The sequence below is a fragment of the Pseudomonas sp. B21-023 genome (assembly GCF_024749165.1).
Classification (GTDB): Bacteria; Pseudomonadota; Gammaproteobacteria; order Pseudomonadales; family Pseudomonadaceae; genus Aquipseudomonas.
Window position 1 is genome coordinate 2300096 of the sequence record NZ_CP087190.1, and the last position, 24516, is coordinate 2324611.

General features: G+C 66.6%; 24 protein-coding genes. 15 read left to right on the top strand and 9 right to left on the bottom strand.

Translation table 11 applies throughout. From position 1 onward, the window contains the following. Nucleotides 1-9: 9 nt before the first annotated feature. Both LOY42_RS10530 and ribD read left to right on the top strand, forming a co-directional pair. Nucleotides 10-669 carry a cyclopropane-fatty-acyl-phospholipid synthase family protein gene (locus LOY42_RS10530; protein ID WP_102685056.1) on the top strand — a complete coding sequence of 220 codons (660 nt, stop codon included), beginning with the start codon at nucleotides 10-12 and terminating at the stop codon, nucleotides 667-669. Then, nucleotides 666-1580: a bifunctional diaminohydroxyphosphoribosylaminopyrimidine deaminase/5-amino-6-(5-phosphoribosylamino)uracil reductase RibD gene (gene ribD / locus LOY42_RS10535; RefSeq protein WP_139670379.1), complete on the top strand. Its 915-nt coding sequence runs from the start codon at nucleotides 666-668 to the stop codon at nucleotides 1578-1580. Before LOY42_RS10530 ends, ribD begins: the two co-directional genes overlap by 4 nt. 123 nt (nucleotides 1581-1703) lie before the next feature. Here the strand turns inward: ribD and LOY42_RS10540 are convergent, their stop codons facing one another. Next, nucleotides 1704-2432: a trans-aconitate 2-methyltransferase gene (locus LOY42_RS10540; RefSeq protein ID WP_258600541.1), complete on the bottom strand. Its 729-nt coding sequence runs from the start codon at nucleotides 2430-2432 to the stop codon at nucleotides 1704-1706. 2 nt (nucleotides 2433-2434) lie between these two features. Beyond that, nucleotides 2435-3856, bottom strand: coding sequence for an MFS transporter (locus LOY42_RS10545; protein WP_139670382.1), 1422 nt, complete (start codon nucleotides 3854-3856; stop codon nucleotides 2435-2437). Between the two features lie 135 nt (nucleotides 3857-3991). Between LOY42_RS10545 and LOY42_RS10550 the strand changes: the two genes are divergently transcribed. The 3 genes from LOY42_RS10550 (at nucleotide 3992) to LOY42_RS10560 (ending at nucleotide 5172) form a co-directional block, all read left to right on the top strand. Then, nucleotides 3992-4312, top strand: a complete 321-nt coding sequence (locus LOY42_RS10550) for a YbjQ family protein (protein ID WP_023632483.1) — start codon at nucleotides 3992-3994, stop codon at nucleotides 4310-4312. Nucleotides 4313-4452: 140 nt separating this feature from the next. After that, nucleotides 4453-4641 (top strand): hypothetical protein, encoded by a 189-nt coding sequence (locus tag LOY42_RS10555; protein ID WP_023632482.1) that lies wholly within the window; start codon nucleotides 4453-4455, stop codon nucleotides 4639-4641. 225 nt (nucleotides 4642-4866) lie between these two features. Continuing rightward, nucleotides 4867-5172: a hypothetical protein gene (locus LOY42_RS10560; RefSeq protein WP_139670384.1), complete on the top strand. Its 306-nt coding sequence runs from the start codon at nucleotides 4867-4869 to the stop codon at nucleotides 5170-5172. 53 nt (nucleotides 5173-5225) lie between these two features. Here the strand turns inward: LOY42_RS10560 and LOY42_RS10565 are convergent, their stop codons facing one another. Both LOY42_RS10565 and ampC read right to left on the bottom strand, forming a co-directional pair. Continuing rightward, nucleotides 5226-5558: a hypothetical protein gene (locus LOY42_RS10565; RefSeq protein ID WP_046855208.1), complete on the bottom strand. Its 333-nt coding sequence runs from the start codon at nucleotides 5556-5558 to the stop codon at nucleotides 5226-5228. Nucleotides 5559-5901: 343 nt separating this feature from the next. Continuing rightward, nucleotides 5902-7041 carry a class C beta-lactamase gene (gene ampC / locus LOY42_RS10570; RefSeq protein ID WP_258600544.1) on the bottom strand — a complete coding sequence of 380 codons (1140 nt, stop codon included), beginning with the start codon at nucleotides 7039-7041 and terminating at the stop codon, nucleotides 5902-5904. A 133-nt stretch (nucleotides 7042-7174) separates the two neighbouring features. On the opposite strand from ampC, the gene LOY42_RS10575 reads away from it, so the two are divergent. Beyond that, on the top strand, nucleotides 7175-8167 hold the full coding sequence (locus LOY42_RS10575) for a bile acid:sodium symporter family protein (RefSeq protein WP_258600545.1): 993 nt from the start codon (nucleotides 7175-7177) through the stop codon (nucleotides 8165-8167). A gap of 34 nt (nucleotides 8168-8201) precedes the next feature. Here the strand turns inward: LOY42_RS10575 and LOY42_RS10580 are convergent, their stop codons facing one another. Beyond that, on the bottom strand, nucleotides 8202-9518 hold the full coding sequence (locus tag LOY42_RS10580) for a hypothetical protein (RefSeq protein WP_258600547.1): 1317 nt from the start codon (nucleotides 9516-9518) through the stop codon (nucleotides 8202-8204). Between the two features lie 219 nt (nucleotides 9519-9737). Here LOY42_RS10580 and LOY42_RS10585 point away from each other — a divergent pair, with 219 nt between their 5' ends. The 9 genes from LOY42_RS10585 (at nucleotide 9738) to LOY42_RS10625 (ending at nucleotide 21012) form a co-directional block, all read left to right on the top strand. Beyond that, nucleotides 9738-10952, top strand: coding sequence for a sugar transporter (locus tag LOY42_RS10585; protein ID WP_102685047.1), 1215 nt, complete (start codon nucleotides 9738-9740; stop codon nucleotides 10950-10952). Between the two features lie 240 nt (nucleotides 10953-11192). Beyond that, nucleotides 11193-11678: a DUF2165 family protein gene (locus tag LOY42_RS10590; RefSeq protein ID WP_110701571.1), complete on the top strand. Its 486-nt coding sequence runs from the start codon at nucleotides 11193-11195 to the stop codon at nucleotides 11676-11678. 14 nt (nucleotides 11679-11692) lie between these two features. Further along, nucleotides 11693-12787, top strand: a complete 1095-nt coding sequence (locus LOY42_RS10595) for an efflux RND transporter periplasmic adaptor subunit (protein ID WP_258600552.1) — start codon at nucleotides 11693-11695, stop codon at nucleotides 12785-12787. Between the two features lie 18 nt (nucleotides 12788-12805). Beyond that, nucleotides 12806-15889, top strand: a complete 3084-nt coding sequence (locus LOY42_RS10600) for a MexW/MexI family multidrug efflux RND transporter permease subunit (RefSeq protein WP_102685044.1) — start codon at nucleotides 12806-12808, stop codon at nucleotides 15887-15889. Then, nucleotides 15886-17280, top strand: a complete 1395-nt coding sequence (locus LOY42_RS10605) for an efflux transporter outer membrane subunit (protein ID WP_102685043.1) — start codon at nucleotides 15886-15888, stop codon at nucleotides 17278-17280. Before LOY42_RS10600 ends, LOY42_RS10605 begins: the two co-directional genes overlap by 4 nt. Nucleotides 17281-17443: 163 nt before the next feature. Continuing rightward, complete coding sequence (locus tag LOY42_RS10610) at nucleotides 17444-17665, top strand: MbtH family protein (RefSeq protein ID WP_054889282.1); 222 nt, start codon at nucleotides 17444-17446, stop codon at nucleotides 17663-17665. Nucleotides 17666-17669: 4 nt separating this feature from the next. Continuing rightward, nucleotides 17670-18389, top strand: coding sequence for a thioesterase II family protein (locus LOY42_RS10615; RefSeq protein WP_139670394.1), 720 nt, complete (start codon nucleotides 17670-17672; stop codon nucleotides 18387-18389). 992 nt (nucleotides 18390-19381) lie between these two features. Continuing rightward, complete coding sequence (locus LOY42_RS10620; protein WP_139670396.1) at nucleotides 19382-19933, top strand: hydrolase; 552 nt, start codon at nucleotides 19382-19384, stop codon at nucleotides 19931-19933. 8 nt (nucleotides 19934-19941) lie between these two features. Next, nucleotides 19942-21012, top strand: coding sequence for a DUF1615 domain-containing protein (locus LOY42_RS10625; protein ID WP_408981076.1), 1071 nt, complete (start codon nucleotides 19942-19944; stop codon nucleotides 21010-21012). Nucleotides 21013-21093: 81 nt separating this feature from the next. Here LOY42_RS10625 and LOY42_RS10630 read toward each other — a convergent pair whose 3' ends face one another. From LOY42_RS10630 to LOY42_RS10645, 4 genes are read right to left on the bottom strand one after another with little or no spacing between them, the layout of a single operon-like run. Continuing rightward, complete coding sequence (locus tag LOY42_RS10630; protein ID WP_139670398.1) at nucleotides 21094-21963, bottom strand: metal ABC transporter solute-binding protein, Zn/Mn family; 870 nt, start codon at nucleotides 21961-21963, stop codon at nucleotides 21094-21096. Next, nucleotides 21960-22859 (bottom strand): metal ABC transporter permease, encoded by a 900-nt coding sequence (locus LOY42_RS10635; RefSeq protein WP_110703812.1) that lies wholly within the window; start codon nucleotides 22857-22859, stop codon nucleotides 21960-21962. The genes LOY42_RS10630 and LOY42_RS10635 overlap by 4 nt, the downstream gene beginning before the upstream one ends. After that, nucleotides 22859-23605, bottom strand: coding sequence for a metal ABC transporter ATP-binding protein (locus tag LOY42_RS10640; protein ID WP_110703810.1), 747 nt, complete (start codon nucleotides 23603-23605; stop codon nucleotides 22859-22861). The genes LOY42_RS10635 and LOY42_RS10640 overlap by 1 nt, the downstream gene beginning before the upstream one ends. After that, on the bottom strand, nucleotides 23602-24513 hold the full coding sequence (locus tag LOY42_RS10645; protein WP_139670400.1) for a metal ABC transporter substrate-binding protein: 912 nt from the start codon (nucleotides 24511-24513) through the stop codon (nucleotides 23602-23604). The genes LOY42_RS10640 and LOY42_RS10645 overlap by 4 nt, the downstream gene beginning before the upstream one ends. Between the last annotated feature and the right edge of the window lie 3 nt (nucleotides 24514-24516).

Here is a 24516-nt window from a genome sequence, read left to right on the forward strand (position 1 = left end):
AGCAGCACGATGAGCAAGCAAGCAAGCGACTTCATGCCCCAGGGCGACTACCGCAAGGCCCTCGACACCTCGTTCGTGCACCGCTACAGCCATGGCGAGGACGAGTGGTCGTGGGATGTCGGCATGATCCAGGCGGCCCAGGCCTTCCTTGAACGGCTCGACCCGCAGGGCGACCAGCATGTGCTGGATATCGGCGTGGGTCGCGGCCGCGACGCCTCCACCTTTATCCTCGCCGGGCACCGCGTCACCGGGCTGGATATCGTCGAGAACTCCAGCTGGCCGTTGCTGCGCAAGCGTTGGGGCGATCGCCTGGACCTGGTGAACAAGGCCATGCAGGACTGGCAACCGGCGCCGGGAACGGTGTTCGACGCGGCCCTGGACAACGGCTGCTTCCACCACCAGCACCCGGATGAATGGGGCCCTTACCTGGCCCATGTGCGCCGGCTGCTGCGCCCCGGCGCCTTGGTGGGGCTGAACGTGTTCGGGGTTGATGATGCCCACCCCGAGGCGGGGTGGCGGGAAATGGACAACCAGCGCCAGGGCTATTTCTTCACCGACGATGGCATCCGCCAGACACTGGAGGCCCACGGCTTCACCTGGCAGGGCCTGGAGGTGATCGAGCGTCAGCATGGCGAGGCCCGCTATCTGCTGGCGCTGGTCCGCACGTGAGTGCGCTCGACCGCCATTACCTGGACATGGCCCTGGCGCTTGCCAGCCAGGGCCTGTACAGCACCATGCCCAACCCGCGCGTCGGCTGCGTGATCGTCAACGATGGCCAGGTGGTGGGGCGCGGCTGGCACCAGCGCGCCGGCCACGCCCATGCCGAGGTACACGCCTTGCAGGAGGCAGGCCCGGCGGCGCGGGGGGCCACCGCCTATGTGACGCTCGAACCTTGTGGTCACCATGGGCGCACCCCGCCGTGTGCCGATGCCCTGGTGGCCGCCGGGGTGCGCCGGGTGGTCACGGCCAGTGCCGATGCGTCGCAGAGCATCGGTGCGGTTCGGCTGCGCGAAGCGGGCATCGCGGTCGAGGCCATGCCCTGTCCCACGGCGCGAGCACTCAATCGCGGGTTTTTCTCGCGCATCGAGCGCCAGCGCCCCTGGGTGCGGGTGTTGCGGCCGGCGGCGCTGGCCATCGGCGCGATGGGTGAGGGCGCGATGCTCAGCCATTGCGACGAGCAGGCGCCGCTGGAGCACTGGCGGGGCAGGGCGTCGGCGTTGTTGACCACCTGTGACTGGGTCAAGGCCTGCGACCCGTCGTTGCTGGCGCAGGTACCGGCACAGCGAGTCGAGCCGGTGACTCCGTTGCGGGTGGTGGTCGATCAGGGGCTCGATTGCCCTGCCTCGGCCAAGGTGCTGGATGGCCTTGCACCGACGCTGGTGCTGCATGCGGCGCAGGCGACACGTGACGGGCGCTATGCCCGAGCGCGCTGCCAGGTGATCGAGGATGTCGATGCGCGGCGGGTGTTGCAAGCGTTGTACGAGCTCGACTGCAATGAAGTCCAGGTCGAGGCGCAGCCGGCGTGGTGCGAGGCTCTGGCGCGCCAAGGGCTGGTGGATGAGTGGCTGGTACAGGTCTGAGCGGGGACGCCTTGTGCGTCCCATCGCTGGCAAGCCCGTTCCCACAGGATGGCGCATGGCTTGAGGTTGACGCGATCGGTGTGGGCTTGCCGGCGATGCGTCGCGTTAGCGGCGCCAGTGATCTCAGCGGCTGCAGATCAATCCGACCTGCAGGCTGTTCTGCTCGAACAGGTCCCAATACCCCGGCGGATGCGCCTTCTTGCGGATGCCGCTGATCAGCGGGGCGATCCAGCGCACATTGCGCAGCCCCACGTCATGGGCGGCTTGCTCGTAGACAGCCTTGTGCCAGCGGTAGTAAGTAAAATCCGCCGGCGGCGTGCTCATGAACTGTCCCTGGCAGCGGAAGCCACCTTCGACCGGCTGTTCGTCCAGTACGTGGATGCCGTACTCGGTGAAGTTGCCGCGGGCCAGGTTGAAGGACGGATTGGCAGTGTAGGCAATCAGCTGACCGAACGGCTTGAGGTTGAGGGCGACGCTTTCGAACATGCGACGCAGCTCCTCGACGCTGCTGGCGTAGTTGAACAACCAGGCGGCGGTGACCTTGTCGTACTGGCCGATGCGGCCCATCTGCGCCACGTCGCGCACTTCGTAGGCGATGCCGTCGTTGGCCTGGCGCGCCTGATAGATCATGCTCGGCGAGATGTCCACCCCATGCACCCGCGCCGCGCCCCAGTCCTTCAGGCGGCGGCTGAAGAAACCATGGCCGCAGGCCAGGTCGAGGATCTCCTCGCCGATCACTTCGCCGGCCATGTAGCGAAAGGTGTCGACCTCGACCCCGCGCTGGCTGGCGTGGCTGGTGAAGTCTTCGAACTGCTCGCTGATGCGCTCGTAGACTTCCTTGGATTCCTTCATGGTCACTCCTTGCGTTCAGAGGTGAGGCGCAGCGCCAATGGCAGGGCCAGCAGCGGTGCGCAGGCGAATACGGCGAACAGCCACAATGCCGCCCGGCGCGCGCCCTCGACGCCACCGGGCTCGACCAGCCCGGCGCTGTTGGCTACCAGGCCGGCCAGGGCCGCGGCCAGCGCGGTGGCATACAGCTGCACGGTGGTGATCGAGGCCGAAGCGAGGTTTTCCTCGCCGGGGCGCGCCGCTTGCAGCACGCGGGTAAGCAAGTGCGGCCAGCCCAGGCCGATGCCCAGGCCCACGCCGGCCAGGGCCAGGGCAAACACGGCCAGGCCCGGCGTGCTGGCCACCCACGTCACGGCGGGTGTCAGCAGAGCCAGGGCCAGTAGCGCCAGGACCACCAGCAGCGGGCCGCAGCGGATCTGCCAGGCGCCGCCATCGCGGTCACGCCCGGCGCTGGCCAGGGCGCCGACCGTCCAGCCGGCGGCCATCACGGCCGTCAGGTAGCCTGCGGCCAGGGGGCCGAAGCCATGGATGCGCTGCAGGAAATAGGGCACATAGATCTCGGTGGTGATGGCCGCCACCAGCAGGCACATCATGGCGAACAGCGCGCCCATCGGTTGCCTGAGACTGTAGGCGCCGGTGGGCAGCAGGTGGTGACGGGCACGGGGATCGAGGCGGGCGATCAGCGCGGCGATGGCCAGCCCGGCGACGATCCCGGCCAGATTGACCCACAGTGAGTCGGCCAGGCTGGCCGCGCAGATCGCCAACACCGAGGCCACCAGGCAGGCGATCAGGCCATAGGCCGGGCGTGCGCCATTGTCGTCCAGCGCCTGGCGCGCCGGCAGGCGCAGGCAGACGATCAGCGCCAGGGCGGCGGCCACCGGCAGTAGCGACCAGAATGCCCAGCGCCAGTGCCCGCCCTCGGCGAACACACCGCCCACGGCGGGGCCGCACAGCGTGGCCACCCCCCACATCGCCGAGACCAGGGCCATGGCGCGGGGCCACAGGCGGCTCTCGAACACCAGGTGGATCAGTGCATAGCTCAAGGCGAACAGGATGCCACCGCCCAGGCCTTGCACGCTGCGCCCGATCAGCAGCAGCGGCATGCTGGTGGCCATTGCGCACACTGCCGAACCGAGGGTGAACACCAGCAGTGCCAGCAGGTAGGCGACCCGTGGCCCACCGCGGGCCAGCAGGCGGGTGGAAAGGGTGGAGCCGATGATTGAGGCCACCACGAACAAGGTGGTGTTCCAGGCATAGAAGGCCAACCCGCCGATTTCGTCGATCACCGTGGGCAGCAGCGTGGTGACGATATAGACATTGACGGCGTGCAGGGCGACCCCGCCGGCCAGGGCGATCGAGCGCAGCGCGTTGCCGCCGCTGAGCAGTTCGCTCCAGCGTGCGGGGGGCTGTTCGGGGATGGCGGTCATGAAGGCTCCTTGCGTGATCCTGCGTTGGGAGTCTAGGAGCCGGAAAATCATTATTCAAGAAGTTGCTTGTGTAATTTGGCTGCAGTGGATTTGTTAGGATCGTGCTCTTTTTGTCTTGTTCCAGGAGCTTCACCCATGATCATCAGCACCACCAGCCAGCTCGAAGGCCGCCCCGTTGCCGAATACCTCGGTGTGGTCAGCGCCGAATCGGTGCAGGGGATCAACTTCGTGCGCGATTTCTTCGCACGCTTTCGCGACTTCTTCGGTGGCCGTTCGCAGACCCTGGAGAGCGCGCTGAAGCTGGCCCGCGAGCAGGCCACCGAGGAGCTTGTGGCGCGGGCACGGCAGTTGCAAGCCGATGCGGTGGTAGGCGTGGACTTCGAGATCAGCATGCCGTCGGTGCAGGGCGGCATGGTCGTGGTATTCGCCACCGGTACGGCGGTGCGGTTGAAGTAAGGCCAGTTGCCACTGGTCGGGCAAGGAGGTTTTGCCCGGCTGGTCTGCAAATGACCGGCTAGTCTCACTTCAACGGGCCGCTGCTTCACTAGGCAGGTGCATTGCCTGCCGGCACGGTCGCCATTGGAGGGAGTCAGGGCATGAGCGAATCTTTTTTTGAAGACCTGAACGATGCGTTTCCGATCAACAGCCAGGTGCGCTGCGGGCAAGCGGCCTTGCGCCTGGGCTTTGCCAACATGACCCTGGACGAGTCGGAGCAATTGCAGCCGGCGCACCTGCAACGGGCCAAGAAGGGGCGGTTCACGCCGCGTGTCCCGTCGAAAAAGTGAAACAGCACATTAGCGGGGCAAGCCTGCTCCCACAGACCTTGCTAGAAATCTGTGGGGGCGGGCTTGCCCCGAGATCATGTTTGTCCGAACACTGCAAAACCGCCCAACGGCACGCATTTTCCGTCATTTCTTGATCCCGCTCATGGTATCGGTGCGTCCCCCTCGCCGCCGGCTTGAGGCTGTGCTTTTCTTGCGCGGCATTTCAGACACGGAGTATCGACTTCAATGCGAATCAGGGAAGAGACCTACTGGCAATGGGCCGATGCGCAGTTGCACAGCCGCAGCCATGACGAGGAGTTGAGCGACGGCACCAGCATCGATGTGCAGGTGCGCCTGTCCAGGGTTGGCGCCACGCAGCTGTTTCTCGGGCTGTACGCCCGCGACGGCAAGGCACTGCTGGAGGAGTACTACCCCTCGCGTCCGGGCGAAACCATGACACGGGCCCTGGTGTGGGGCGTTGACCGTGCCCGCGCCCTGGCCACGGGCGCCTTGCCGCTGCCCGAAGCGATGCCGCGCAGGCGCCAGGCATGAAAAAGCCCGGCCTTTGTCGGGCCGGGCTCAAGAAACGGTGTAAAGCCGCGGGATCAATTCAACGCGTCGATCACCTTGATTGCCTGCCGCTCACGGGCGGTCGGCCATTCTTGTTGCAGGGTCTCGAGTACGCGACCGACGAAGGAGGTGTCGGCGGCGGCCTTCTTGCCGACGTAGCCCTGGCCACGGCGGTAGACCTTGAAACGGGCGCGCATGCTGGGCATGTGCGATTCGAACTCGTCTTCGACCGTGTTCGGCGGCAGGCGATCCAGGCGGACCTCGCCGGATTGGCTGACCCACAGCAGGTGGTCGTCGAGGCTGTCCTTGCGCGCGGCGAACAGCTGGGCCAGTTGGTCGATGGTTGGATTGTTGTTCAAGTTCATCATAAAGCCCCCATTACTCACATTCGTTGGTGAAGTTCGTCTGAAGTTCACATTGGCGCCACACCATGTAGCGCGCTAACCAAGGCTGCTACAGCAGCTTCGCAACAGGGGCTTTCTCACGCTGCCTTCTGGGCAGTTTCCCTCTCCACGGACGGCCTGCGTTACCGCGCAGGCCGTCTGGAACACCCTTGCCACCGCTCCCGATCAGGGAGACGGCCTCATCATGCCCAAGGCGCGGGAAGGGCGTCAACCGTTTTGTAGTGATTATTTTTAGTCACTACATCTTGTCGGACAATCCTCTTCGTTGTGTCTGTCGAGTCCGTTCGCCGGCGTCGGGAATCGGCCGTCATGGCTCCAGGCTTGAGAGGATGCGTTGCGCGACACGTACCCGCTCCTCGTTGGGGTAGTTGCGGTTGGCCAGCAGTACGATGCCCATCTGTTTCGACGGCACGAATGCCACGTAGGCGCCAAAACCGCTGGTTGCGCCGGTTTTGTTGTACCAGGCGGCAGGCTCGGCGGGCAGCGCCGGGTTCAACGCCTTTATCGGGTTTTCTCCGCGGATGATCTTTGCGCCGTTGTATTCCAACAGGGTGTCGAGGTTGACCGGGTAGGGGTAGCGCTCCCAGCCCAGGCCCTGGGTCATGGCGCCGACCTGGAAGTAGCCGGCCTGTGTGATGGCGATGGCCTGGCGTAGGGCAGGGTCGAGCGCGGCCGGTTGCAGTTGCAACTGGACATAGCGCAACAGGTCGCTGGCGCTGGTCTTGATGCCGTAGGCCTGCTCGGCGTAAGGGCCCGGGCTGACTCGCACAGGCTTGTCCTTGGCGTCGTAGCCCTGGGCATAGAGGCCCCGGAGGTTGGCCGGTACTTCCAGGTAGGTATGCTCGAGGCCCAACCGAGGCAGCAGCCCCTGGGTCATCAGCTCGGCGAATGGCCGCTGTTGCGCACGCGCCGCCAGGTCGCCGAACAGGCCCAGGCTGGGGTTCGAGTAGCAGCGCTGGGTGCCGGGTTCGGCGCGGCGTTGCCAGTGCTGCAACCAGGCCAGGGTCTGCTCAGGCGTTTGCACCTCGTCGGGAAACTGCAGCGGCAGGCAGTCGCCGCTGTAGGCGCCCAGCTCAAGCACACTGGCGCTGCCGATCGGCGCCTTGGCCAGGGCGGGCTGGTAGCGGCTGGCGGGCGCCGCGAGGTCGAGCTTGCCCTCGGCGCTGGCCAGGGCGGCGAGGGTGGCGGTGTAGGTCTTGCTCACCGAGCCGACCTCGAACAACGTATCGCGGGTCACTGCCTGGCCGCGGGCCTTGTCGGCCAGGCCGTAGTTGAAATAATGCGATTGGCCATTGGCATACACTGCCACGGCCATGCCGGCGATGCCGTGCTCGCGCATCAGCGGCTGGATGACGCCATCGACGCTGTGCTGCAGGTCGCCTGCCAACAGTGGTGGCGCGGCCAGCGTCAGGGCAGTGGCCAGCAGCAGGTGCGGGGGACGTTTCATGGTGCAAGGTTCCTTTTCGTGATTCAGCCGCCGGGTTGTCCGTTGGGCGACACTGGCAGGGGTTCCGGCGTTAGCGGCAGAAATGCCGAGACCTTATCGTCCAGGCTTGCACAAAGACAAGACGGAACCTGTGATGAGATATTTGCGCATGCTGTTCGACAACTTCACCCTGGCCCTGCTCGGGGTGGTGTTCATCGCCACCGTGCTGCCGTGTTCCGGCGAGGGCGCGGTGCTGTTCGGCTGGCTGACCAACCTGGCCATCGGCCTGCTGTTCTTCCTGCACGGCGCCAAGCTATCGCGCGAGGCGATCATCGCCGGTGCCGGCCACTGGCGCCTGCACCTGCTGGTGTTCTCCTGCACCTTCGTGCTGTTCCCGCTGCTGGGGCTGGCGTTCAAGCCGCTGTTCGTGCCGCTGGTGGGCAATGAGCTGTACCTGGGCGTGCTCTACCTGTGCGCCTTGCCGGCCACGGTGCAGTCGGCCATCGCCTTTACCTCGCTGGCCCGTGGCAACGTGCCTGCGGCGATCTGCAGCGCGGCGGCCTCGAGCCTGCTGGGGATCTTCCTCACGCCGCTGCTGGTGGTGATGTTGCTGGGCGCCTCGGGCGACACCGGCTCCGGGCTGGACGCGGTGCTGAAGATCACCCTGCAGTTGTTGGTGCCCTTCGTCGCCGGACAGGTCGCCCGCCGCTGGATCGGTGCCTGGGTCCAGCGCAATGCGCGCTGGCTGAAACTGGTGGATCAGGGCTCGATCCTGCTGGTGGTGTACACCGCCTTCAGCGAGGCGGTGGTGACCGGGTTGTGGCACACGGTGTCGCCGCAGCACCTGGCGGGCCTGTTCGCCGTGTGCGGGATCCTGCTGGCGGTGGTGCTGCTCGGCACGCGGCTGCTCGGGCGGCTGCTGGGCTTCAATGTCGAGGACCGCATCACCATTCTCTTCGCAGGGTCCAAGAAGAGCCTGGCAACCGGCGTGCCCATGGCCCAGGTGCTGTTCGTCGGCGGTGGCATTGGGGCGATGATCCTGCCGTTGATGCTGTTCCACCAGATCCAGCTGATGGTCTGCGCGGTGCTGGCGCAGCGTTATGCCGCGCGGGTCGAGGAAGGCGCGCGGGCGTCGGCGGCTTCCTGAGACGGATTCGTTGCCGCAGGCCCGCGCCAGCGACCTACCAGGCCAGCGGCCGGTCGAACCCTTTCCAGCACAACCAGCGGCGCACCTCGCCATGCGCCCCCGTGCCGATCTGCCACTGCGGTCGGCCACGGTCCAGGGCGATCTGCGAAATGAACCCGGCATGGCTGGCCACCACCAGGGTGCGGCCGTCGGCGCTGATGTCCATGGCGCTGATGGTCGAACCAAGATAGTGCTGCCAGTGCTCGTGGCCGTCCTCGCCGAAGGCGCGCAGGTAGCCATGGGCGTCACCGACGATGTATTCGCCATCGCGGGCCACCCCGGCGTAGACCCTTGCGCCGTCCTGCAGCAGTGGCGTGCGCGGGTCATTGCTGTAGAAACCGGTATCCAGCCCCGGCAGGTCGGCCAACCGCACGCCGACGGTGCCGCCCTGATAGAAGTGGCAGGCATTGAGGATCAGCTGGTCGCCCCGGCGGTTGAACAGCGCGAAGTGCGGGTACTCGCTGGCCGGGCCGACCTCTGCGATGCGCCTGAACTGCTCGTCGAGCACCAGGTGACGGCCGCATTGTTCGCCCAGGGCGACCAGCCTGCCGTCCGGTGACAGCGCGGCATGTGCCATCGTCAGGCCCAGGGCGATGTCGTCCGGGTCAGTGCCCTGGCGCAGCTCCTCGAGAATATCGTCCTCGCGTGGCAGCAGCCGCGTGGCACCAGCGGCGGCAAGCACGAAGATGCCGTCGCTGCTGACCAGCAGGACCCGCTGGCCATCGGGGAAGGGCAGCAGCGCAGTGGGCGTCGGCGGCAGGTCGAAGGGGTCGAACGGGTAACCCGCCGGTAACCCTTCCAGACCATGGGGCCAGGCCAGCCGCGCCACTTGCGGGCCACCCCAGCCATCGGTCACGCGTACCCCCTCGGCGTTGCCCAGGGCGAAGTAGCGCCGCCCTGGGCAGCGCCCGAAGTGCTCGACACCGATCACCGGGGTGACGCCCTGGTCGTCGAGGCGCAGCACCTGGCCGCGCTCGAACGGCATGCCGATGCGCACCAGCAGGCTGCCGTCGTCGAGCAGCAGCAGGTTGCCGATGCCCTGGGCCTGTTCGTCGAGCAATGGCAACAGCGGCAGATGCGCCGGGGGCCAGGCTTCGCGGAACAACTGGCGTTGCTGTTCGTCGGTGCCCGGGCGGTTTATGGCCAGCAGCGCCGCCTGCCAGGCGTCAAGCAGGTGCTCGGTGGCCGGCGCCTGTGGTTCCTCCAGATCGTCCCAGCCTTGCGCGCGGCCCTGCGCGACATAGCGGTTGATGGCCTCGGCATAGGCGATGACCGCCTCGCGCCATTGCTGCTGGGGGTGCTGCTTGTCCATGGGCGGATCGAACTCCTTGTTCCGCAGGGTAGGTGATGTGCGACAAAAGGGTGCACGCAGGCGCGCATGGTACTCCGTCCGCGCCCGCGGTTGTGAGGCTCGGCCTTGATGCGTACCATGCCGGACATCCTTTCAATAAGAAAACGTGCGTCACCGGCCTGGAACCTGGGCAGGCGATGCGCGTCCTGTTGCCTTGTCCGCGGAGAAAAACATCTTCACATGAATGGTCCCGTCCCCACCTCCATGCCTCCCACCGCCGGCAGCGGCAGTTGGCTGAGCGTCATCGCCCTGGCGCTGGCGGCGTTCATCTTCAATACCACCGAGTTCGTCCCGGTGGCGCTGCTCAGCGATATCGGCCGCAGCTTCGAGATGACTACCGCACAGGTCGGCCTGATGCTGACCATCTACGCCTGGGTGGTGGCACTGGCCTCGCTGCCGATGATGCTGGTGACCCGCAACATCGAGCGCCGCCGCCTGCTGCTGCTGGTGTTCCTGGTGTTCATCGTCAGCCACTTGATGTCGTGGCTGTCGCAGAGCTTCGCCATGCTGCTGGTCAGCCGCATCGGCATCGCCCTGGCCCATGCTGTGTTCTGGGCCATCACCGCGTCGCTGGCGGTGCGCGTGGCGCCGCCCGGCCAGCAGGCCAAGGCGCTGGGCCTGCTGGCCACCGGCACCACCCTGGCGATGGTCATGGGCATCCCGCTGGGGCGTGTGGTGGGTGAGGCGCTGGGCTGGCGCATTACCTTCCTGTGTATCGCCGGGGTGGCGCTGGCGACCATGCTCTGCCTGATGAAGTCGCTGCCGCTGCTGCCGAGCCAGAACTCCGGCTCGCTGCGCAGCCTGCCGGTGCTGTTCAAGCGTCCGGCGCTGGTGATCACCTACATGCTGGTAACCCTGGTGATTACCGCGCAGTTCACTGCCTACAGCTACATCGAACCCTTCGCCCTGCACGTGGCACGGATCAGTGGCGAACACACCACGTTGCTGCTGTTGCTGTACGGCGGTGCCGGCGTGTTCGGCTCGGTGTTGTTCAGCCGCTACAGCGAGCGTTTCCCCCATGGCTTCCTGGTGGGCGCCATCGGCGCGCTTGCCGCGTGCCTGCTGCTGCTGTTGCCGCTGTCGGGCAATTTCCAGGTGTTCGCCGCCCTGAGCATGGTCTGGGGCGTGGCGATCCTGAGCTTCAGCCTGGCCTTGCAGTCCAAGACCCTCAAGCTTGCCTCGGATGCCACCGACGTGGCCATGGCGTTGTTCTCCGGTATCTACAACATCGGTATCGGTGGCGGTGCGTTGCTTGGCAGCATTGTCAGCAGCCAGGTGGGCGTGGCGCATATCGGCCTGGTGGGGGGCGGCGTGGCGGTTGTCGGCCTGGTGCTGGCGCTGGCCAGTACCCAGCGCTTTCGCGAAGCCCTAACTCGGGTGCCTGGGCAGGCGTGAACCACGCCTTCTGCAGGAGCGGTCAAAGCCGCTCTTGCAGGATTTCCATTGACCAAGAATCCCGGTTCCTGGCACCTCCAGCCCTGGAAATGTCTCCCGACTGATCCGCATCAACTTCCCTGTCAACACGCGCCCCTGTAATAGGGGCGCTTGTGTATCGGCAAGGCTGCCTCTAATATCCAAGCGTTTTCTTGTGTAATTGCCTGGCGTCCCGCCCAGGCCATCAATACGGACGTTGATATGGATTTGCACACCTCCCTGTGGCTGTTCCAGGCCATCCAGGCCGTGGGCCTGGCGTTGTGGCTGAGCATCGCGGTATTGAACAACCTGCAGGCCTTCGCCAGCTCCGTCGGCGCCATTGGCGCCACCTTGGCCATGGCGCCACTGCGCCAGCCGCCGGCCATCGAATTCCCCTTGCTGCGCAGGGCCTGTCATTCGGCGGGCCTGGCCCGCGCCGCGCTGCTGGTGATCCTGCTGCTGCAGATCGTCGCCAGCCTGGCGGCCTGGGTCGGCACCTATGGGCTGATCGTCGCCCAGGATCCGCTCCTGGCCCGGGCCTGGTTGAACCTGGCACTTGGCGCCTTCCTCGCCTTCACTTTCGCCATGCTGCTCGGGGGCCTGTGGTTCGGCTACTGGATACGCCAGGAAGGCCTGCAGCTCACCCACCTGGTGCTGGTGCTGTGGGCGACCCTGGCGTTCTTCCTGTTCAACCTGGATTGGGCCTGAGGCGAGGACGCGCAATGAATAGCAAGGCAATACTTGGCAGTGCCCTGGTGCTGGCCCTGGCCACCGCCGGTGGCCTGGCCTGGCGCCACACCGGGGAGGCCCAGGCAACGGCAGCCGCGCCGCGGCACCTGGTCAAGGTGGCCCTGGCCACGGTACAGAAAGCACCGCAGAAACGCGCCTTCGCCGGCGTCGGCGAGCTGGAGGCGGTGCACCAGGTGCTGGTGTCGGCCGAGATCGGCGGGCGGGTGACGGCGATCAACTTCAGCTCCGGCCAGCAGGTGCGCAAGGGTGATGTGCTGGTCACCCTCAACGATGCCCCGGAGCAGGCCGAGCGCCTGCGCCTGAAGGCCCAGCTGGACAATGCGCGGACCAACTACCGGCGCGTCAAGGACCTGCTGCGCGAGAACGCCGCCACCCAGGAACAGCTGGACAACGCCCTGGCGGCCCGCGACATGGCCCAGGGCGAGCTGGCCCGTACCGAGGCGGTGATCGCCCAGAAGGCGGTGCGCGCACCCTTCGACGGGCGCCTGGGTATCCGCCGGGTGAACCAGGGCCAGTACCTCAATGTCGGCGACCCGGTGGTCAGCCTGATCGACACCCGCCGCCTGTACGTCAACTTCTCCCTCGAGGAGCAGCTCAGCGCCCAGCTGCGCACCGGCCAGGCGGTCGAGGTGCGGTTGGATGCCTTCCCCGATACGGCCTTCACCGCGCACATCACCGCCATCGACCCCTTGATCGGCCGTTCGCGCACGGTGCAGGTGCAGGCCACCCTGGCCAAGCCCGATGCGCGCCTGTCGGCCGGCATGTATGCCAGCGTGCAGGTTGCCAGCCCCGATGACGGCCAGGTGCTGACCGTGCCGGAAACCGCCGTTGCCTATACCGCTTACGGCGACACGGTGTTCGTCGCCCGCCACGATGCCGCCGCCGATGCCCTGGTGGTGCAGCGTGTGGCGGTGCGGACCGGTGAACGCCAGGCCGGGCGGGTGGTGATCGAGCAGGGCTTGCGCGAGGACGACCAGGTAGTGGTGTCCGGGCAGTTGCGCCTGAGCGACGGCGCCGCCGTGCAAGCCACCGAAGACACCCTGCAGGCCCCGGCCAGCGGCGCCTGACCCCAGCGAGAAAACGCCATGACATTCACCGACCTGTTCGTGCGCCGGCCTGTGCTGGCGCTGGTGGTCAGCACCTTGATCCTGCTGCTGGGGCTGCTGTCGCTGCTGCAGTTGCCGATCCGCCAGTACCCCTTGCTGGAAAGCTCGACCATCACCGTGACCACCGAGTACCCCGGCGCCCCCGCCGAGCTGATGCAGGGTTTCGTCACTCAGCCGATCGCCCAGGCGGTGTCGTCGGTGGAAGGTATCGACTACCTGTCGTCCTCGTCGGTGCAGGGCCGTAGCCTGGTGACCGTGCGCATGGAGCTGAACCGCGACTCGACCCAGGCCCTCACCGAGGTGATGGCCAAGGTCAACCAGGTGCGTTTCCGCCTGCCGGAGCGGGCCTACGATCCGGTGATCGAGCGTTCGGCGGGCGAGTCCACGGCCGTGGCCTACATCGGTTTTGCCAGCGCGAGCCTGCCGATCCCGGCCATGACCGACTACCTCACCCGGGTGGTCGAGCCGCTGCTCAGTACCATCGAGGGTGTGGCCAAGGTCCAGGTGTTCGGTGGCCAGACCCTGTCCATGCGCCTGTGGATCGACCCGGCGCGCCTGGCCGCCCGGGGCCTGACCGCGGCCGACGTGGCCGAGGCGGTGCGCCGCAACAACTACCAGGCGGCGCCGGGCAAGGTGAAGGGCCAGTATGTGATCGCCAATATCCGCGTCGACACCGACCTGACCTCGGTCGGCGACTTCCGTGAGCTGGTGATCCGCAACGACGGCAACGGCCTGGTGCGCATCCGCGACATCGGCACGGTCGAGCTGGGCGCGGCTTCGGCCGAGACCAGCGCCAGCATGGACGGCGTGCCGGCGGTGCACCTGGGGTTGTTCGCCACCCCGGGCGGCAACCCGCTGGTGATCGTCGACGGCATTCGCCAGTTGCTGCCACAGATTCGCCAGACCCTGCCGCCGGACGTCAAGGCGGAGCTTGCCTTCGAGACGGCGCGTTTCATCCAGGCCTCCATCGACGAGGTAACCAAGACCTTGCTTGAGGCCTTGGCAATCGTCGTGGTGGTGATTTACCTGTGCCTGGGCTCGCTGCGCACGGTGCTGATTCCGGTGGTGACCATCCCGCTGTCGATGCTCGGGGCCGCGGCGCTGATGCTGGCCTTCGGTTTCAGCGTCAATCTGCTTACCCTGCTGGCCATGGTGCTTGCGGTGGGGCTGGTGGTGGACGACGCCATTGTCGTGGTGGAGAACGTCCACCGCCATATCGAGGAAGGGCGCACGCCGGTGGCGGCGGCATTGATCGGCGCCCGTGAGGTGGCCGGGCCGGTGATCGCCATGACCATCACCCTGGCTGCAGTGTACGCGCCGATCGGCATGATGGGCGGCTTGACCGGCGCGTTGTTCCGCGAGTTTGCCCTGACCCTGGCCGGGGCGGTGGTGGTCTCCGGCGTGGTGGCCCTGACCCTGTCGCCAGTGATGAGCTCGTTCCTGCTCGACGCCCGCCAGTCCGAGGGGCGCATGGCCCATGCGGCCAACCGTTTCTTCGACTGGCTGGCCGAGCGCTACGCCCATGTGCTGGGCTTCTCGCTGAAACACCGCTGGATCAGCGTCGGTTTCGCCTTGCTGGTGCTGGTCAGCCTGCCGCTGTTGTACGCCTTGCCGCAGCGCGAACTGGCGCCGACCGAGGACCAGGCCGGGCTGCTCACCGCGATCAAGGCGCCACAGCACGCCAACCTGGCCTATGTGGAGCGCTTCGCCGACAAGCTCGACGCGGTCTACCGGACCCTGCCAGAGACCGTCAGCACCTGGATCATCAACGGCAGCGACGGCATCGCCTCGGGCATCGGCGGCATCAACCTGCAACCATGGGGCGAGCGCGAACGCAATGCCTCGCAGATCCAGCTCGACCTGCAGGCGGCGGTGAACGATGTCGAGGGCACCAGCATCTTCGCCTTCCAGCTGCCCGCGCTGCCGGGCTCCACCGGTGGCCTGCCGGTGCAGATGGTGCTGCGCAGCTCGCAGGACTACCGGGTGCTGTTCGACACCATGGAGCAGGTCAAGGCCAAGGCGCGGCAGAGCGGCCTGTTCGCCGTGGTCGACAGCGACCTGGACTACAACAACCCGGTGGTGCAGGTGCGGGTCGACCGGGCCAAGGCCAACAGCATGGGTATCCGCATGCAGGACATCGGCGAGTCGCTGGCGGTGCTGGTGGGCGAGAACTACCTCAACCGCTTCGGCCTGGATGGCCGCTCCTATGATGTGATCGCGCAGAGCCCGCGTGACCAGCGCCTGACCCCGCAGGCCCTGACCCGGCAGTACGTGCGCAGCGAGGAGGGCCGGCTGGTGCCCCTGTCCACCGTGGTGCAGGTCAGCGAGCAGGTCGAGCCCAACCGCCTGACTCAGTTCAACCAGCAGAACGCCGCGACCTTCCAGGGTATTCCGGCGGCCGGCGTCACCCTGGGCGACACCGTGGCCTTCCTCGAGCAGGCCGCCGCCGAACTGCCGGCGGGCTTCAGCATCGACTGGCAGTCCGACGCGCGCCAGTACCAGCAGGAGGGCAACGCCCTGATGCTGGCCTTCCTCGCCGCCGTGGTGGTGATCTACCTGGTGCTGGCGGCGCAGTACGAAAGCCTGGTCGATCCGCTGATCATCCTGATCACCGTGCCGCTGTCGATCAGCGGTGCCCTGCTACCGCTGGCGCTGGGGGTGGCCACGGTGAACATCTACACGCAGATCGGCCTGGTGACGCTGATCGGTCTGATCAGCAAGCACGGCATCCTCATGGTCGAATTTGCCAACACCTTGCAGGCCGAGCAGCACCTGGACCGGCGCACGGCCATCGGCAAGGCAGCGCAGATCCGCTTGCGGCCGATCCTGATGACCACGGCGGCCATGGTGGTGGGGCTGATCCCGCTGTTGTTCGCCTCCGGTGCCGGTGCTGCCAGCCGCTTCGGGCTCGGCGTGGTGATTGTCACCGGGATGCTGGTCGGCACCTTGTTCACCCTGTTCGTGCTGCCGACCATCTACAGCCTGCTGGCCCGTGACCATGCCAGCACGGCGCGTTCGGCACGGGCCCGATCGTTGGCCGAAACCCTGGAGGGGCAGCCATGAAGCCGGTATTCGTCGTATCCCTGCTGGCCCTGGCCTTGTCGGCCTGCAGCGTCGGCCCCGACTACCGCAAGCCCGAGGCACCTGCCAGTGGTCTGCACAGTCCGCAGCGCGCCGCCTTCGCCGCCCGTGGCGAGATGCCGGAGCAGTGGTGGCGGTTCTTCGACGATCCGCAGCTGGTGCGTCTGGTCGACCAGGCCCTGGTCAACAACCACGATATCCGCCAGGCCCATGCCAACCTGCTGGCGGCGCGGGCGCTGTTCGACGACCGCAGCCTCGACCGCTACCCCTGGGTCACCGCCCGCGCTGGCTACAACCAGAGCCTGGAGCAGCAGCAACCGGCCGATGGCAGCGACCCGCGGCGCATGCGCACCGAGCAGTACCGCGCCGGATTCGACGTGCAGTGGGAGATCGACCTGTTCGGCCGCCTGCAGCGCCTGACCGACGCCGCCGAGGCGCGTGCCGACGCGGCGGCGGCTGACCTTCGCCAGGTGCGCTTGAGCATCGCCGCCGAGGTGGCGCGCAATTACTACCTCAAGCTCGGGCTCAAACGCAGCCTGGTGGTGGCCGAGGATCAGGTCGAGGCCTGGCGCGAGACCCTGCAACTGACCAGCGCCCAGGTGCGCGCCGGCAGTGGCCAGTACGAAGACCAGCAGAACGCCCATGCCAACCTGTTGCTCAGCGAGGCGGCGGTACCGCCGTTGCAGGCGGCCATCGAGCAGGCGAGCTATCGCCTCGATGTGTTGACCGGGCAGGTGCCGGGCAGCCAGGAGCAGGGCGCCGCGCCGTTCCTGCCGCCATTGGCGCGGCAGTTGCCGCTGGGTGACGTTGATGCGCTGATTGGCCAGCGACCTGATGTGGTCAGTGCCGAGCGTGAGCTGGCGGCCAGCACCGAGGATGTCGGCGCGGCGACGGCCGAGCTGTACCCGCGTCTGGACCTGGGCGGCTTCATCGGTTTCTTCGCCTTGCGCAGCGGCGACCTGGGCAGCGCGGCCCGCGCTTATGAGCTGGCGCCGATGGTCACCTGGCCGGCCTTGCGCCTGGGCAATGCCCGCGCCCGCCTGCGGGTGCGCGAGGCGCTGGCCGAGGGCAGCCAGGCGCGCTACCAGCAGGCGGTGCTGCTGGCCCGCGAGGAAGTGGAGAACGCCGTTACGCAACTGGTGCGCAACCAGGCGCGGCTGCAAAGCCTGGTGGCCTCCGCCGGGCACGGCAGCGAGGCCATCGACATTGCCAACAAGCGCTATCGGCGCGGGGCCGGCACCTACCTGGCGGTGCTCGAGAACCAGCGTGCGCTGTTCTCGATCAAGCGCGAGGTGGCGGAGGCGGAGACGGCCTCGTACCTGGATGCGATTGCGCTGTACAAAGCCTTGGGGTGGGGGAGCGAGGCGATGTAGCCTGTGTTGCCAGGTACGCTGTGGCAGCCCGGCAAGACATGCGGGCTTCCCTCCTTTGGCAAGACCACGAGCAATGGCCTAATTTTCCCCGCGCGCCTTTCGTTTTCATGAAAGCCGCCCTGCGCCCGGCGCGTTCGGCCCTCATCATTCAAGGAGACAGGCAATGACTTCCGTTTTCGACCGCGACGATATCCAGTTCCAGGTAGTGGTCAACCACGAAGAGCAGTATTCCATCTGGCCCGACTACAAGGCGATCCCCAATGGCTGGCGCGCGGTGGGCAAGAGCGGCCTGAAGAAGGACTGCCTGGCGTACATCGACGAAGTCTGGACCGACATGCGCCCACTGAGCCTGCGCCAGAAGATGGCCGAAGCCGTGGCGCAGTAAGGCGGTGTCGACCCTGAACCTGCTGTGCCTGCCGTATTCCGGTGCCAGTGCGATGGTCTACAGCCGCTGGCGACGCAAGCTGCCGGCCTGGCTGCAGGTGCGCCCGGTAGAGCTGCCCGGGCGCGGCGCGCGCATGGGCGATCCGCTGCACACCGACCTGCGGGCCCTGGCCCGGCAGTTGGCCCATGAGCAGCGCGCTGTCACCCATGCGCCTTACGCCGTGCTCGGGCACAGCCTGGGGGCGCTGGTCGCCTTCGAGCTGGCCCATGAGTTGCGTGCACTCGGCTGCCCGCCGCCAGTGGCCTTGTTCGCCTGCGGCACTGCGGCGCCGACCCGGCGCGAGGATTACGCCGGTGGCAAATGGACCGAACCGCGTGGCGATGCCGAATTGATCGCCGAACTGCGCAAGCTCGGTGGCACCTCCGAGGAGGTGCTGGCCAACGAAGAGCTCATGAGCCTGGCCTTGCCGATCGTGCAGGCGGATTTCCTGCTTTGCGGCCGTTATGCGTATGAGCAGCGCCTGCCATTGCAATGTCCCTTGCATGTATTCGCCGGCGAGAACGATCGCGCCAATGATGAACAATTGCAGGCCTGGGGGCGGGAGACGGTTGGCGAGTATTCGCTGGCGAAGTTTCCGGGAGGGCATTTCTTTATACATGAGCATGAAGATCGTGTGCTTGATGTGCTGTGCAGGACGTTGGAGCCATTGCGGCTTTGTGCGTGATGGACAGGGCGGTTTATAGAATTCGTCTTACAGTTTGATAATTCTGCAGTGGCCTCACGCCCGGTTGTCGGCGAGAGGCCTGACTGCATATAAGAACTTCCAACTCCCAGTCCAAAACTTATTTTCTTGCTCTTGCTCTTGCTCTTGCTCTGCTCTTGCTTCTAAGTGCGCGATAGTTCAGGCGACACAAATTGCGACTTCAGGAGGCCGAACGCAGGTCTTGCGGAGGGAGGTGACGGGCATGGATGCCCGTCAAGCGCTGCGCCCCAGGATGGGGCGTTCAGCGCGGTCCTCCCGGGAGCAAGGCCGGAGTGAGGGGACCCCGGAGCGAAGCGTAGGGGCCGGATGAATGGAGCGAGGATTTTTTGGTTCCTTTTTGATCCTTCAAAAAGGGACCCGCCGTAAGGGCGGAAAGGTGATTGTGCGTCACCATCGTAAATGAATGCGTATATAACTTTTAAAACATACGCTGTGTAAGTCAAAGTCAAAGTCAAAGTCAAAGTCAAAGTCAAATGCGATTGGCGTGGGTTTTTACAGTTGTAAGCGCATTCATTTGCTATAATGACGCATATTCACCCTTTCGCCACCCGGCGAGTCACTTTTTGTCAAACGCGACAAAAAGTAACCAAAAAACGCTGCGCTCCATTCATCCGGCCCTCCGCTTCGCTCCGGGTTCCCTCACTCCGGCCTTGCTCCCGGGAGGACCGCGCTGAACGCCCCATCCTGGGGCGCAGCGCTTGACGGGCATCCATGCCCGTCACCTCCCTCCGCAAGACCTCCGTTCGGCCTCCTGAAGTCGCGAAGTTACGGGCGGCGCCTGGGATGACGCAGCTGTCGCTAGCTGGGTAGGGCGCTAGACTCCTGATCGGCAACGGCAACGGCAACGGCAACGGCAACGGCAACGGCAACGGCAACTTGCCCAGGTGCTGCTTTGATTGACGTCATCCCGCGCCTGGGTAAGGCTAGCCTTTTTCCCAGGCATGAGGCTGACAATGCTGATCGATCCTCGCAAGGCCACGCTGTTGGTCGTCGATATCCAGGAAAAGCTCATCGGCGCGATGAGCGATCCCGAGGGCACGGCGGCCCGCGCCCGCTGGCTGCTGGCGGCAACCGCCGAACTCGAGCTGCCCACCGTGATCTCCGAGCAGTATCCCAAGGGTCTGGGCCACACCCTGGCCACCCTCAAGGCCGCGGCGCCAGCCGCTGAGATTGTCGAGAAAATGCACTTCTCCTGCGTCGCCGCCGAATGCCTGCCGCCCAGCCTGCTGGCGCGCGAGCAGGTGATCGTCTGTGGCATGGAGACCCATGTCTGCGTGCTGCAGACCGTGCTCGGCCTGCTGGCCCTGGGCAAGCAGGTGTTCGTGGTCGAGGATACCTGCGACAGCCGCACCCCGGCCAGCAAGGCGGCGGGCCTGGCGCGCATGCGCGATGCCGGGGCGCAGGTGGTCACCCGCGAGATGGTGCTGTTCGAATTGCTGCGCAGCTCCAGCCATCCGCTGTTCCGCCAGATCAGCAAGACCTACCTGGTGGGGGAGCAACCCTGAACGGGCGTCTGTTGGCCTTCGGGCTGCTGGCACTGGGCCTGCTGCAGGGCTGCGCGGGGCGCCGCGAAGAGGCGCCGGAGGCCGACCCGGCCAAGGTCCGCGCCCAGCTCATGCGCCTGCTGCCGGCCCAGGTCAAGGACCGCCAGGGTTGGGCCGAGGATATCCAGGTGGCCTTTCAGGCCCAGGGCATCAGCCCGAGCAAGAGCAACCTGTGCGCCGTGCTGGCGGTGACCGAGCAGGAGTCCACCTTCAATGCCGACCCTCAAGTGCCAAACCTGGGCCGCATCGCCCGGGAAGAGATCGACCGCCGGGCAGCTCGGCTGCATGTGCCCCGGCTGCTGGTCGATGGCGCCCTGAGCACGCCTTCGGCCAACGGCAAGACCTACCAGCAACGCCTGCTCGCCGTGCGCAGTGAAAAGCAGTTGAGCGCCCTGTACGACGAGGTGATCGGTGGCCTGCCGCTGGGGCGTTCGCTGCTGGGCGGGCTGAACCCGGTGCGCACCGGCGGGCCGATGCAGGTCAGCGTGGATTTTGCCGAACAACACGCCAAAGGCTATCCCTACGACCACCCGGGCAGCATTCGCCAGGAAGTGTTCAGCCGCCGTGGCGGGATGTACTTCGGTATCGCCCATCTGCTGGGCTACCCCACCCATTACCCGCGCCAGCTGTACCGCTTCGCCGACTTCAACGCGGGTTGGTACGCCAGCCGCAACGCCGCGTTCCAGGCGGCGCTGAGCCGGGCCAGTGGGGTGCCGCTGGCGCTCGACGGCGACCTGATCGCCCCCGGCGCGATCATGCCCGGCACCACCGAGCAGGCGGCACGCAAGCTGGGGGCGAAGCTGGGGCTGCGCAATCCGCAGATCAGGGCGCAGCTGGAGAAAGAGAATGACCTGGCGTTGGAGGAGACCGAGCTCTACCACAAGGTCTTCGCCCTGGCCGAAGCCAAGGCTGGCAAGCCCTTGCCAAGGGCGGTGCTGCCGGGGATCGAGCTGAAGAGCCCGAAAATCACCCGCAAGCTGACCACGGCCTGGTTTGCCGGCAGGGTGGATGAGCGTTATCAGCGTTGCATGAAGCGCTGAAGCTGTCGCAGCGTGGGAGCGGGCTTGCCCCCCGATAGGGCCGGCATTGCAATCGCGGGTGCAAGCCCGCTCCCATGGCGATCAGCCCTGACCGAGCGCCTTGACCACCTGTTCGACACTGGCCTTGAGCCCGGCCACGGTATCGTCCGCGTCGCTCTCCACCACCAGCAGCTTCGCCCCGGCGGCGGCGATCACTTCTGCCACCTTGGCATCGGGCTGGCGATGGTGCAGCACCAGCGCCACGTCCTGCGCCTTGAGGTTGTCTCCAAGCGCCTTGAGCGCCGCTTCGTCCCACTTGTCGTCGGCCGGCAGCGCCTGCTCGACCACGTCCAGGTTCAGCCCGCTGGCCAGGTAGCCCAGGCGTTCGGACAGGCTGACCACGGTCAGGTTGTCGACCTCGGCCAGTCGCGTCTGGCTGTTGGCGGTCAGCTCCAGCATCTGCCGCTTGATACCGGCCAGGTTGGCCTGGATCTTCGCTTTGTCCGCTGGCGAAAGGCGCTCCAGGTCATTGGCCACCACGTCAGCCATGCGCCCCAGGTTGGTTGGGTTGAGCCAGGGGTAGGCGGCGAAGGCTTCGTCGCCCTTGACCGCGATGCCGGGCAGGGCGCCGTCCACCGGGCGCGCGGCGTCGATCTCGACGATACGGATATTGCTGCGCCGGGCCATGGGGTAGAGCGGGTCGTCGCGCCATATCGAGCGCACGCCGATCACCGCGTCGGCCTGTTGCGCCACCTTCTGCAGGCTGGCGCCACCACGGCCGCTGAAATACGAAGGTTGACGGCTGGCCGGCAGGTTGGCCGGAGCGGCGCGCTTGAGCTGCACCGAGGTTCCCTCGAGCAAGGCGCTGGCCAGGCTGTGGGTCACCGGCAGGGTGGTCAGTACTTCGGTGGCGCCCGCCAGCAGCGGCAGGCCGCTCAGGGCCAGGGCCAGGGTGAGTTTTTTCAGGTTCATGCCGGGTTTCCTTGCAGGCGTGGGACGAGGGCGCGGGCCAGGGCGGCGAGGGCGAAGCAGATCCCGGCGACCAGGATGATCGCCGCGCCCGAGGGCACCGGCAGGTCGAAGACGATCGGCAGCAGGATGCCGAGCAACGTACTGAGGGTGGCGATGATCACCGAGACGAAGAAGAAGCCCTTGAGCGACTGGCTGACCAGCCGTGCCGCCGCCGCCGGGATCACCAGCAGGGCGCCGACCAGGATCGCGCCGATTACCTTGACCGAGGCCACGGTGACCAGGGTCACCAGCACCACGAACAGGTAGTCCAGGGTCTTCACCGCCACCCCGCGCACCGCCGCCAGCTGCGGGTTGAAACTGGCCAGCATGATGCGGTTGTACAACGGCAGTGCCAGCGCCAGCACCAGCACCGCGACGATGCCCAGCACCAGCAGGTCCTGGGCGCTGACGGTAAGCACCGAGCCGAACAGCACGTTCTCGAGGATGTGCACGTTGATCTTGCCGGCCAGCATCAACAACAAGCTTGCGCCCAGGGCCAGCGACACCGAGAGGAACACGCCGATCAGGGTGTCCGGCGACAGACCGGTGCGGTTGCGCAGGAAGTTGAGGAGGATGCCGAACAGCAGGCAGTAGCCGAACAGGCTGCCGTACGGGCCAGTGTAGGGCTCGCCGAGCAGGATGCCGATGGCCACCCCGGTGAGCGCCGCGTGGCCGACCGCCTCGGAGAAGAAGGCAAAGCGCTTGACCACCACCAGGGTGCCCAGGCCGCCGAGTACCGGGCCGATCATCACGCCCGCCAGCAGGGCGTTGACCACGAAGCCATAGGCCAGCGCCTCGGGCAGATAGCCAGCCGTGGCCCAGTCCTGGACCAGTTGGCGCAAGGTTTCGAAACTCATCAGGCAAGGCTCTCGCTGCGCGGGTGGACGGAGAACAGTCCGAGCAGGCGCTCGGGAGTCAAGGCCTGGGCTGGTGGGGCGTCGAACAGCACCTGGCGGCTCAGCCCGGTGACGCGGTCGGCCAGGCGTAGCACCGCTTCGAGGTCGTGCTCGATCCACAGCACGGTGGTGCCGGCCTGGCGCCAGCCGTGCAGCAGTTGCTCGAACACCTGGATACCGGCCTCGTCGAGGGCCGACATCGGCTCGTCCAGCACCAGCAACTGCGGTTCGGGGATCAGCCCCTGGGCCAGCAGCACGCGCTGGCGCTCGCCGCCGGAGAGGGCGCCCATGCGCCGCTTGCGCTTGTCGAGCATGCCCACCCGTTGCAGCGCCGCGTCGATTTCCGGGCGCACGCGCCGCGACAGGCCGAGGAACGCCGGACGGCGCTGGCACATGGCGGCCATGAAGTCGTCCACGGTCATCGGCAGGCCGCGGTCGAACTCCAGGGCCTGGGGCACGTAGCCGATCACCTCGCGCTCGCCGGGCCAGTGCAGGGTCAGCTGGCCCTGGTGCGGCATCTGCCCGAGCAAGGTCTTGATCAGCGAGCTCTTGCCGCCGCCGTTGGGGCCGACAATGGCGTGTACGCTGCCCGGGGCGACACTGAAACGCACGTTTTCGAGGATGCGCGTGCGGCCGAGGGTGAGGTCGATGCCGTCGAACTCGATGCGCGGCCCGCAGGCGCTGGTGAAGTTGGCGGCGGCGGTCACGTGCGGTTCTCCTGGATGGCCTGGACCACGGTGTCGAGGTTGCGCTTCATCTCCACCTCGTACTTCTCCTTGGTGTAGTCGCCGTAGGAAATGTGGGTGAGCGGGTATATGCGCACGCCGGACTCGCGGTGGATGGTGTCGACATAGGCCGAGGGGAAGTCCATCTCCGAGAAGATCACCTTCACGTCCAGCGCCTTGAGCTGGTCGATGGTCTTCTTCAACTGCGCCGGGCTCGGCTCGATACCATGGGCAGGCTCCACCACGGCGGTGACTTCCAGGCCAAAGTCACGCACCAGGTAGTCGTAGGCAGCGTGGATGGTGGCCACGCGGAAGGTCGCGTCCGGCGCCTGGGTGACCTTGGCCAGGGCCTCGGCACGCAAGCCACGCAGGCGCTTGGCGTAGGCACGGGCATTTTGCGTATAGAACCTGGCGTTGTCCGGATCGAGCTTGCCCAGTTCGCGGGCGATGTTGTTGACCTGGGCGATGGTGGCGCTGATCGACAGGAAGGTGTGCGGGTTGACCACCTTGCCGGCGCCGCGGGCGGCGATGCCGGTGGCCGCCAGCAGCGGCACGTTGGCGTTGGACTCGATGGTCCTGATGTCGGGCTTTTCGCTGGCGGCGATCATGCGGTCGGCGAAGTCGTCGTGGCCGACGCCGTTGAGCACGATCACGTCGAGGCTGCCGATACGCTTGATGTCCTCGGCGCGCGGCTCGTAGGCATGCGGGTTGAAACCGGCCGGGATCAGCGGCACCACTTCGGCCTTGTCGCCGACAATGTTGCTCACGTAGCTGTAGTAGGGATGCAGGGTGATGCCGATGCGCAGGGGCTTGCCGTTGTCGGCGAGGGCCAGGGCGGGCAGGGCGCAGGCCAGGAGCAGCGCCAGGGTGTGGCGGGCGAAGCGGAGCATGGG

What these genes read in the sequence shown, in the direction of transcription:
- LOY42_RS10530 (WP_102685056.1), top strand. Translation starts at nt 10, where the DNA reads ATGAGCAAGCAAGCAAGCGACTTCATGCCCCAGGGCGACTACCGCAAG.
- LOY42_RS10540 (WP_258600541.1), bottom strand. Translation starts at nt 2,432, where the DNA reads ATGAAGGAATCCAAGGAAGTCTACGAGCGCATCAGCGAGCAGTTCGAA.
- LOY42_RS10545 (WP_139670382.1), bottom strand. Translation starts at nt 3,856, where the DNA reads ATGACCGCCATCCCCGAACAGCCCCCCGCACGCTGGAGCGAACTGCTC.
- LOY42_RS10550 (WP_023632483.1), top strand. Translation starts at nt 3,992, where the DNA reads ATGATCATCAGCACCACCAGCCAGCTCGAAGGCCGCCCCGTTGCCGAA.
- LOY42_RS10555 (WP_023632482.1), top strand. Translation starts at nt 4,453, where the DNA reads ATGAGCGAATCTTTTTTTGAAGACCTGAACGATGCGTTTCCGATCAAC.
- LOY42_RS10560 (WP_139670384.1), top strand. Translation starts at nt 4,867, where the DNA reads ATGCGAATCAGGGAAGAGACCTACTGGCAATGGGCCGATGCGCAGTTG.
- LOY42_RS10565 (WP_046855208.1), bottom strand. Translation starts at nt 5,558, where the DNA reads ATGATGAACTTGAACAACAATCCAACCATCGACCAACTGGCCCAGCTG.
- ampC (WP_258600544.1), bottom strand. Translation starts at nt 7,041, where the DNA reads ATGAAACGTCCCCCGCACCTGCTGCTGGCCACTGCCCTGACGCTGGCC.
- LOY42_RS10575 (WP_258600545.1), top strand. Translation starts at nt 7,175, where the DNA reads ATGAGATATTTGCGCATGCTGTTCGACAACTTCACCCTGGCCCTGCTC.
- LOY42_RS10580 (WP_258600547.1), bottom strand. Translation starts at nt 9,518, where the DNA reads ATGGACAAGCAGCACCCCCAGCAGCAATGGCGCGAGGCGGTCATCGCC.
- LOY42_RS10585 (WP_102685047.1), top strand. Translation starts at nt 9,738, where the DNA reads ATGAATGGTCCCGTCCCCACCTCCATGCCTCCCACCGCCGGCAGCGGC.
- LOY42_RS10590 (WP_110701571.1), top strand. Translation starts at nt 11,193, where the DNA reads ATGGATTTGCACACCTCCCTGTGGCTGTTCCAGGCCATCCAGGCCGTG.
- LOY42_RS10595 (WP_258600552.1), top strand. Translation starts at nt 11,693, where the DNA reads ATGAATAGCAAGGCAATACTTGGCAGTGCCCTGGTGCTGGCCCTGGCC.
- LOY42_RS10600 (WP_102685044.1), top strand. Translation starts at nt 12,806, where the DNA reads ATGACATTCACCGACCTGTTCGTGCGCCGGCCTGTGCTGGCGCTGGTG.
- LOY42_RS10605 (WP_102685043.1), top strand. Translation starts at nt 15,886, where the DNA reads ATGAAGCCGGTATTCGTCGTATCCCTGCTGGCCCTGGCCTTGTCGGCC.
- LOY42_RS10610 (WP_054889282.1), top strand. Translation starts at nt 17,444, where the DNA reads ATGACTTCCGTTTTCGACCGCGACGATATCCAGTTCCAGGTAGTGGTC.
- LOY42_RS10620 (WP_139670396.1), top strand. Translation starts at nt 19,382, where the DNA reads ATGCTGATCGATCCTCGCAAGGCCACGCTGTTGGTCGTCGATATCCAG.
- LOY42_RS10630 (WP_139670398.1), bottom strand. Translation starts at nt 21,963, where the DNA reads ATGAACCTGAAAAAACTCACCCTGGCCCTGGCCCTGAGCGGCCTGCCG.
- LOY42_RS10635 (WP_110703812.1), bottom strand. Translation starts at nt 22,859, where the DNA reads ATGAGTTTCGAAACCTTGCGCCAACTGGTCCAGGACTGGGCCACGGCT.
- LOY42_RS10645 (WP_139670400.1), bottom strand. Translation starts at nt 24,513, where the DNA reads ATGCTCCGCTTCGCCCGCCACACCCTGGCGCTGCTCCTGGCCTGCGCC.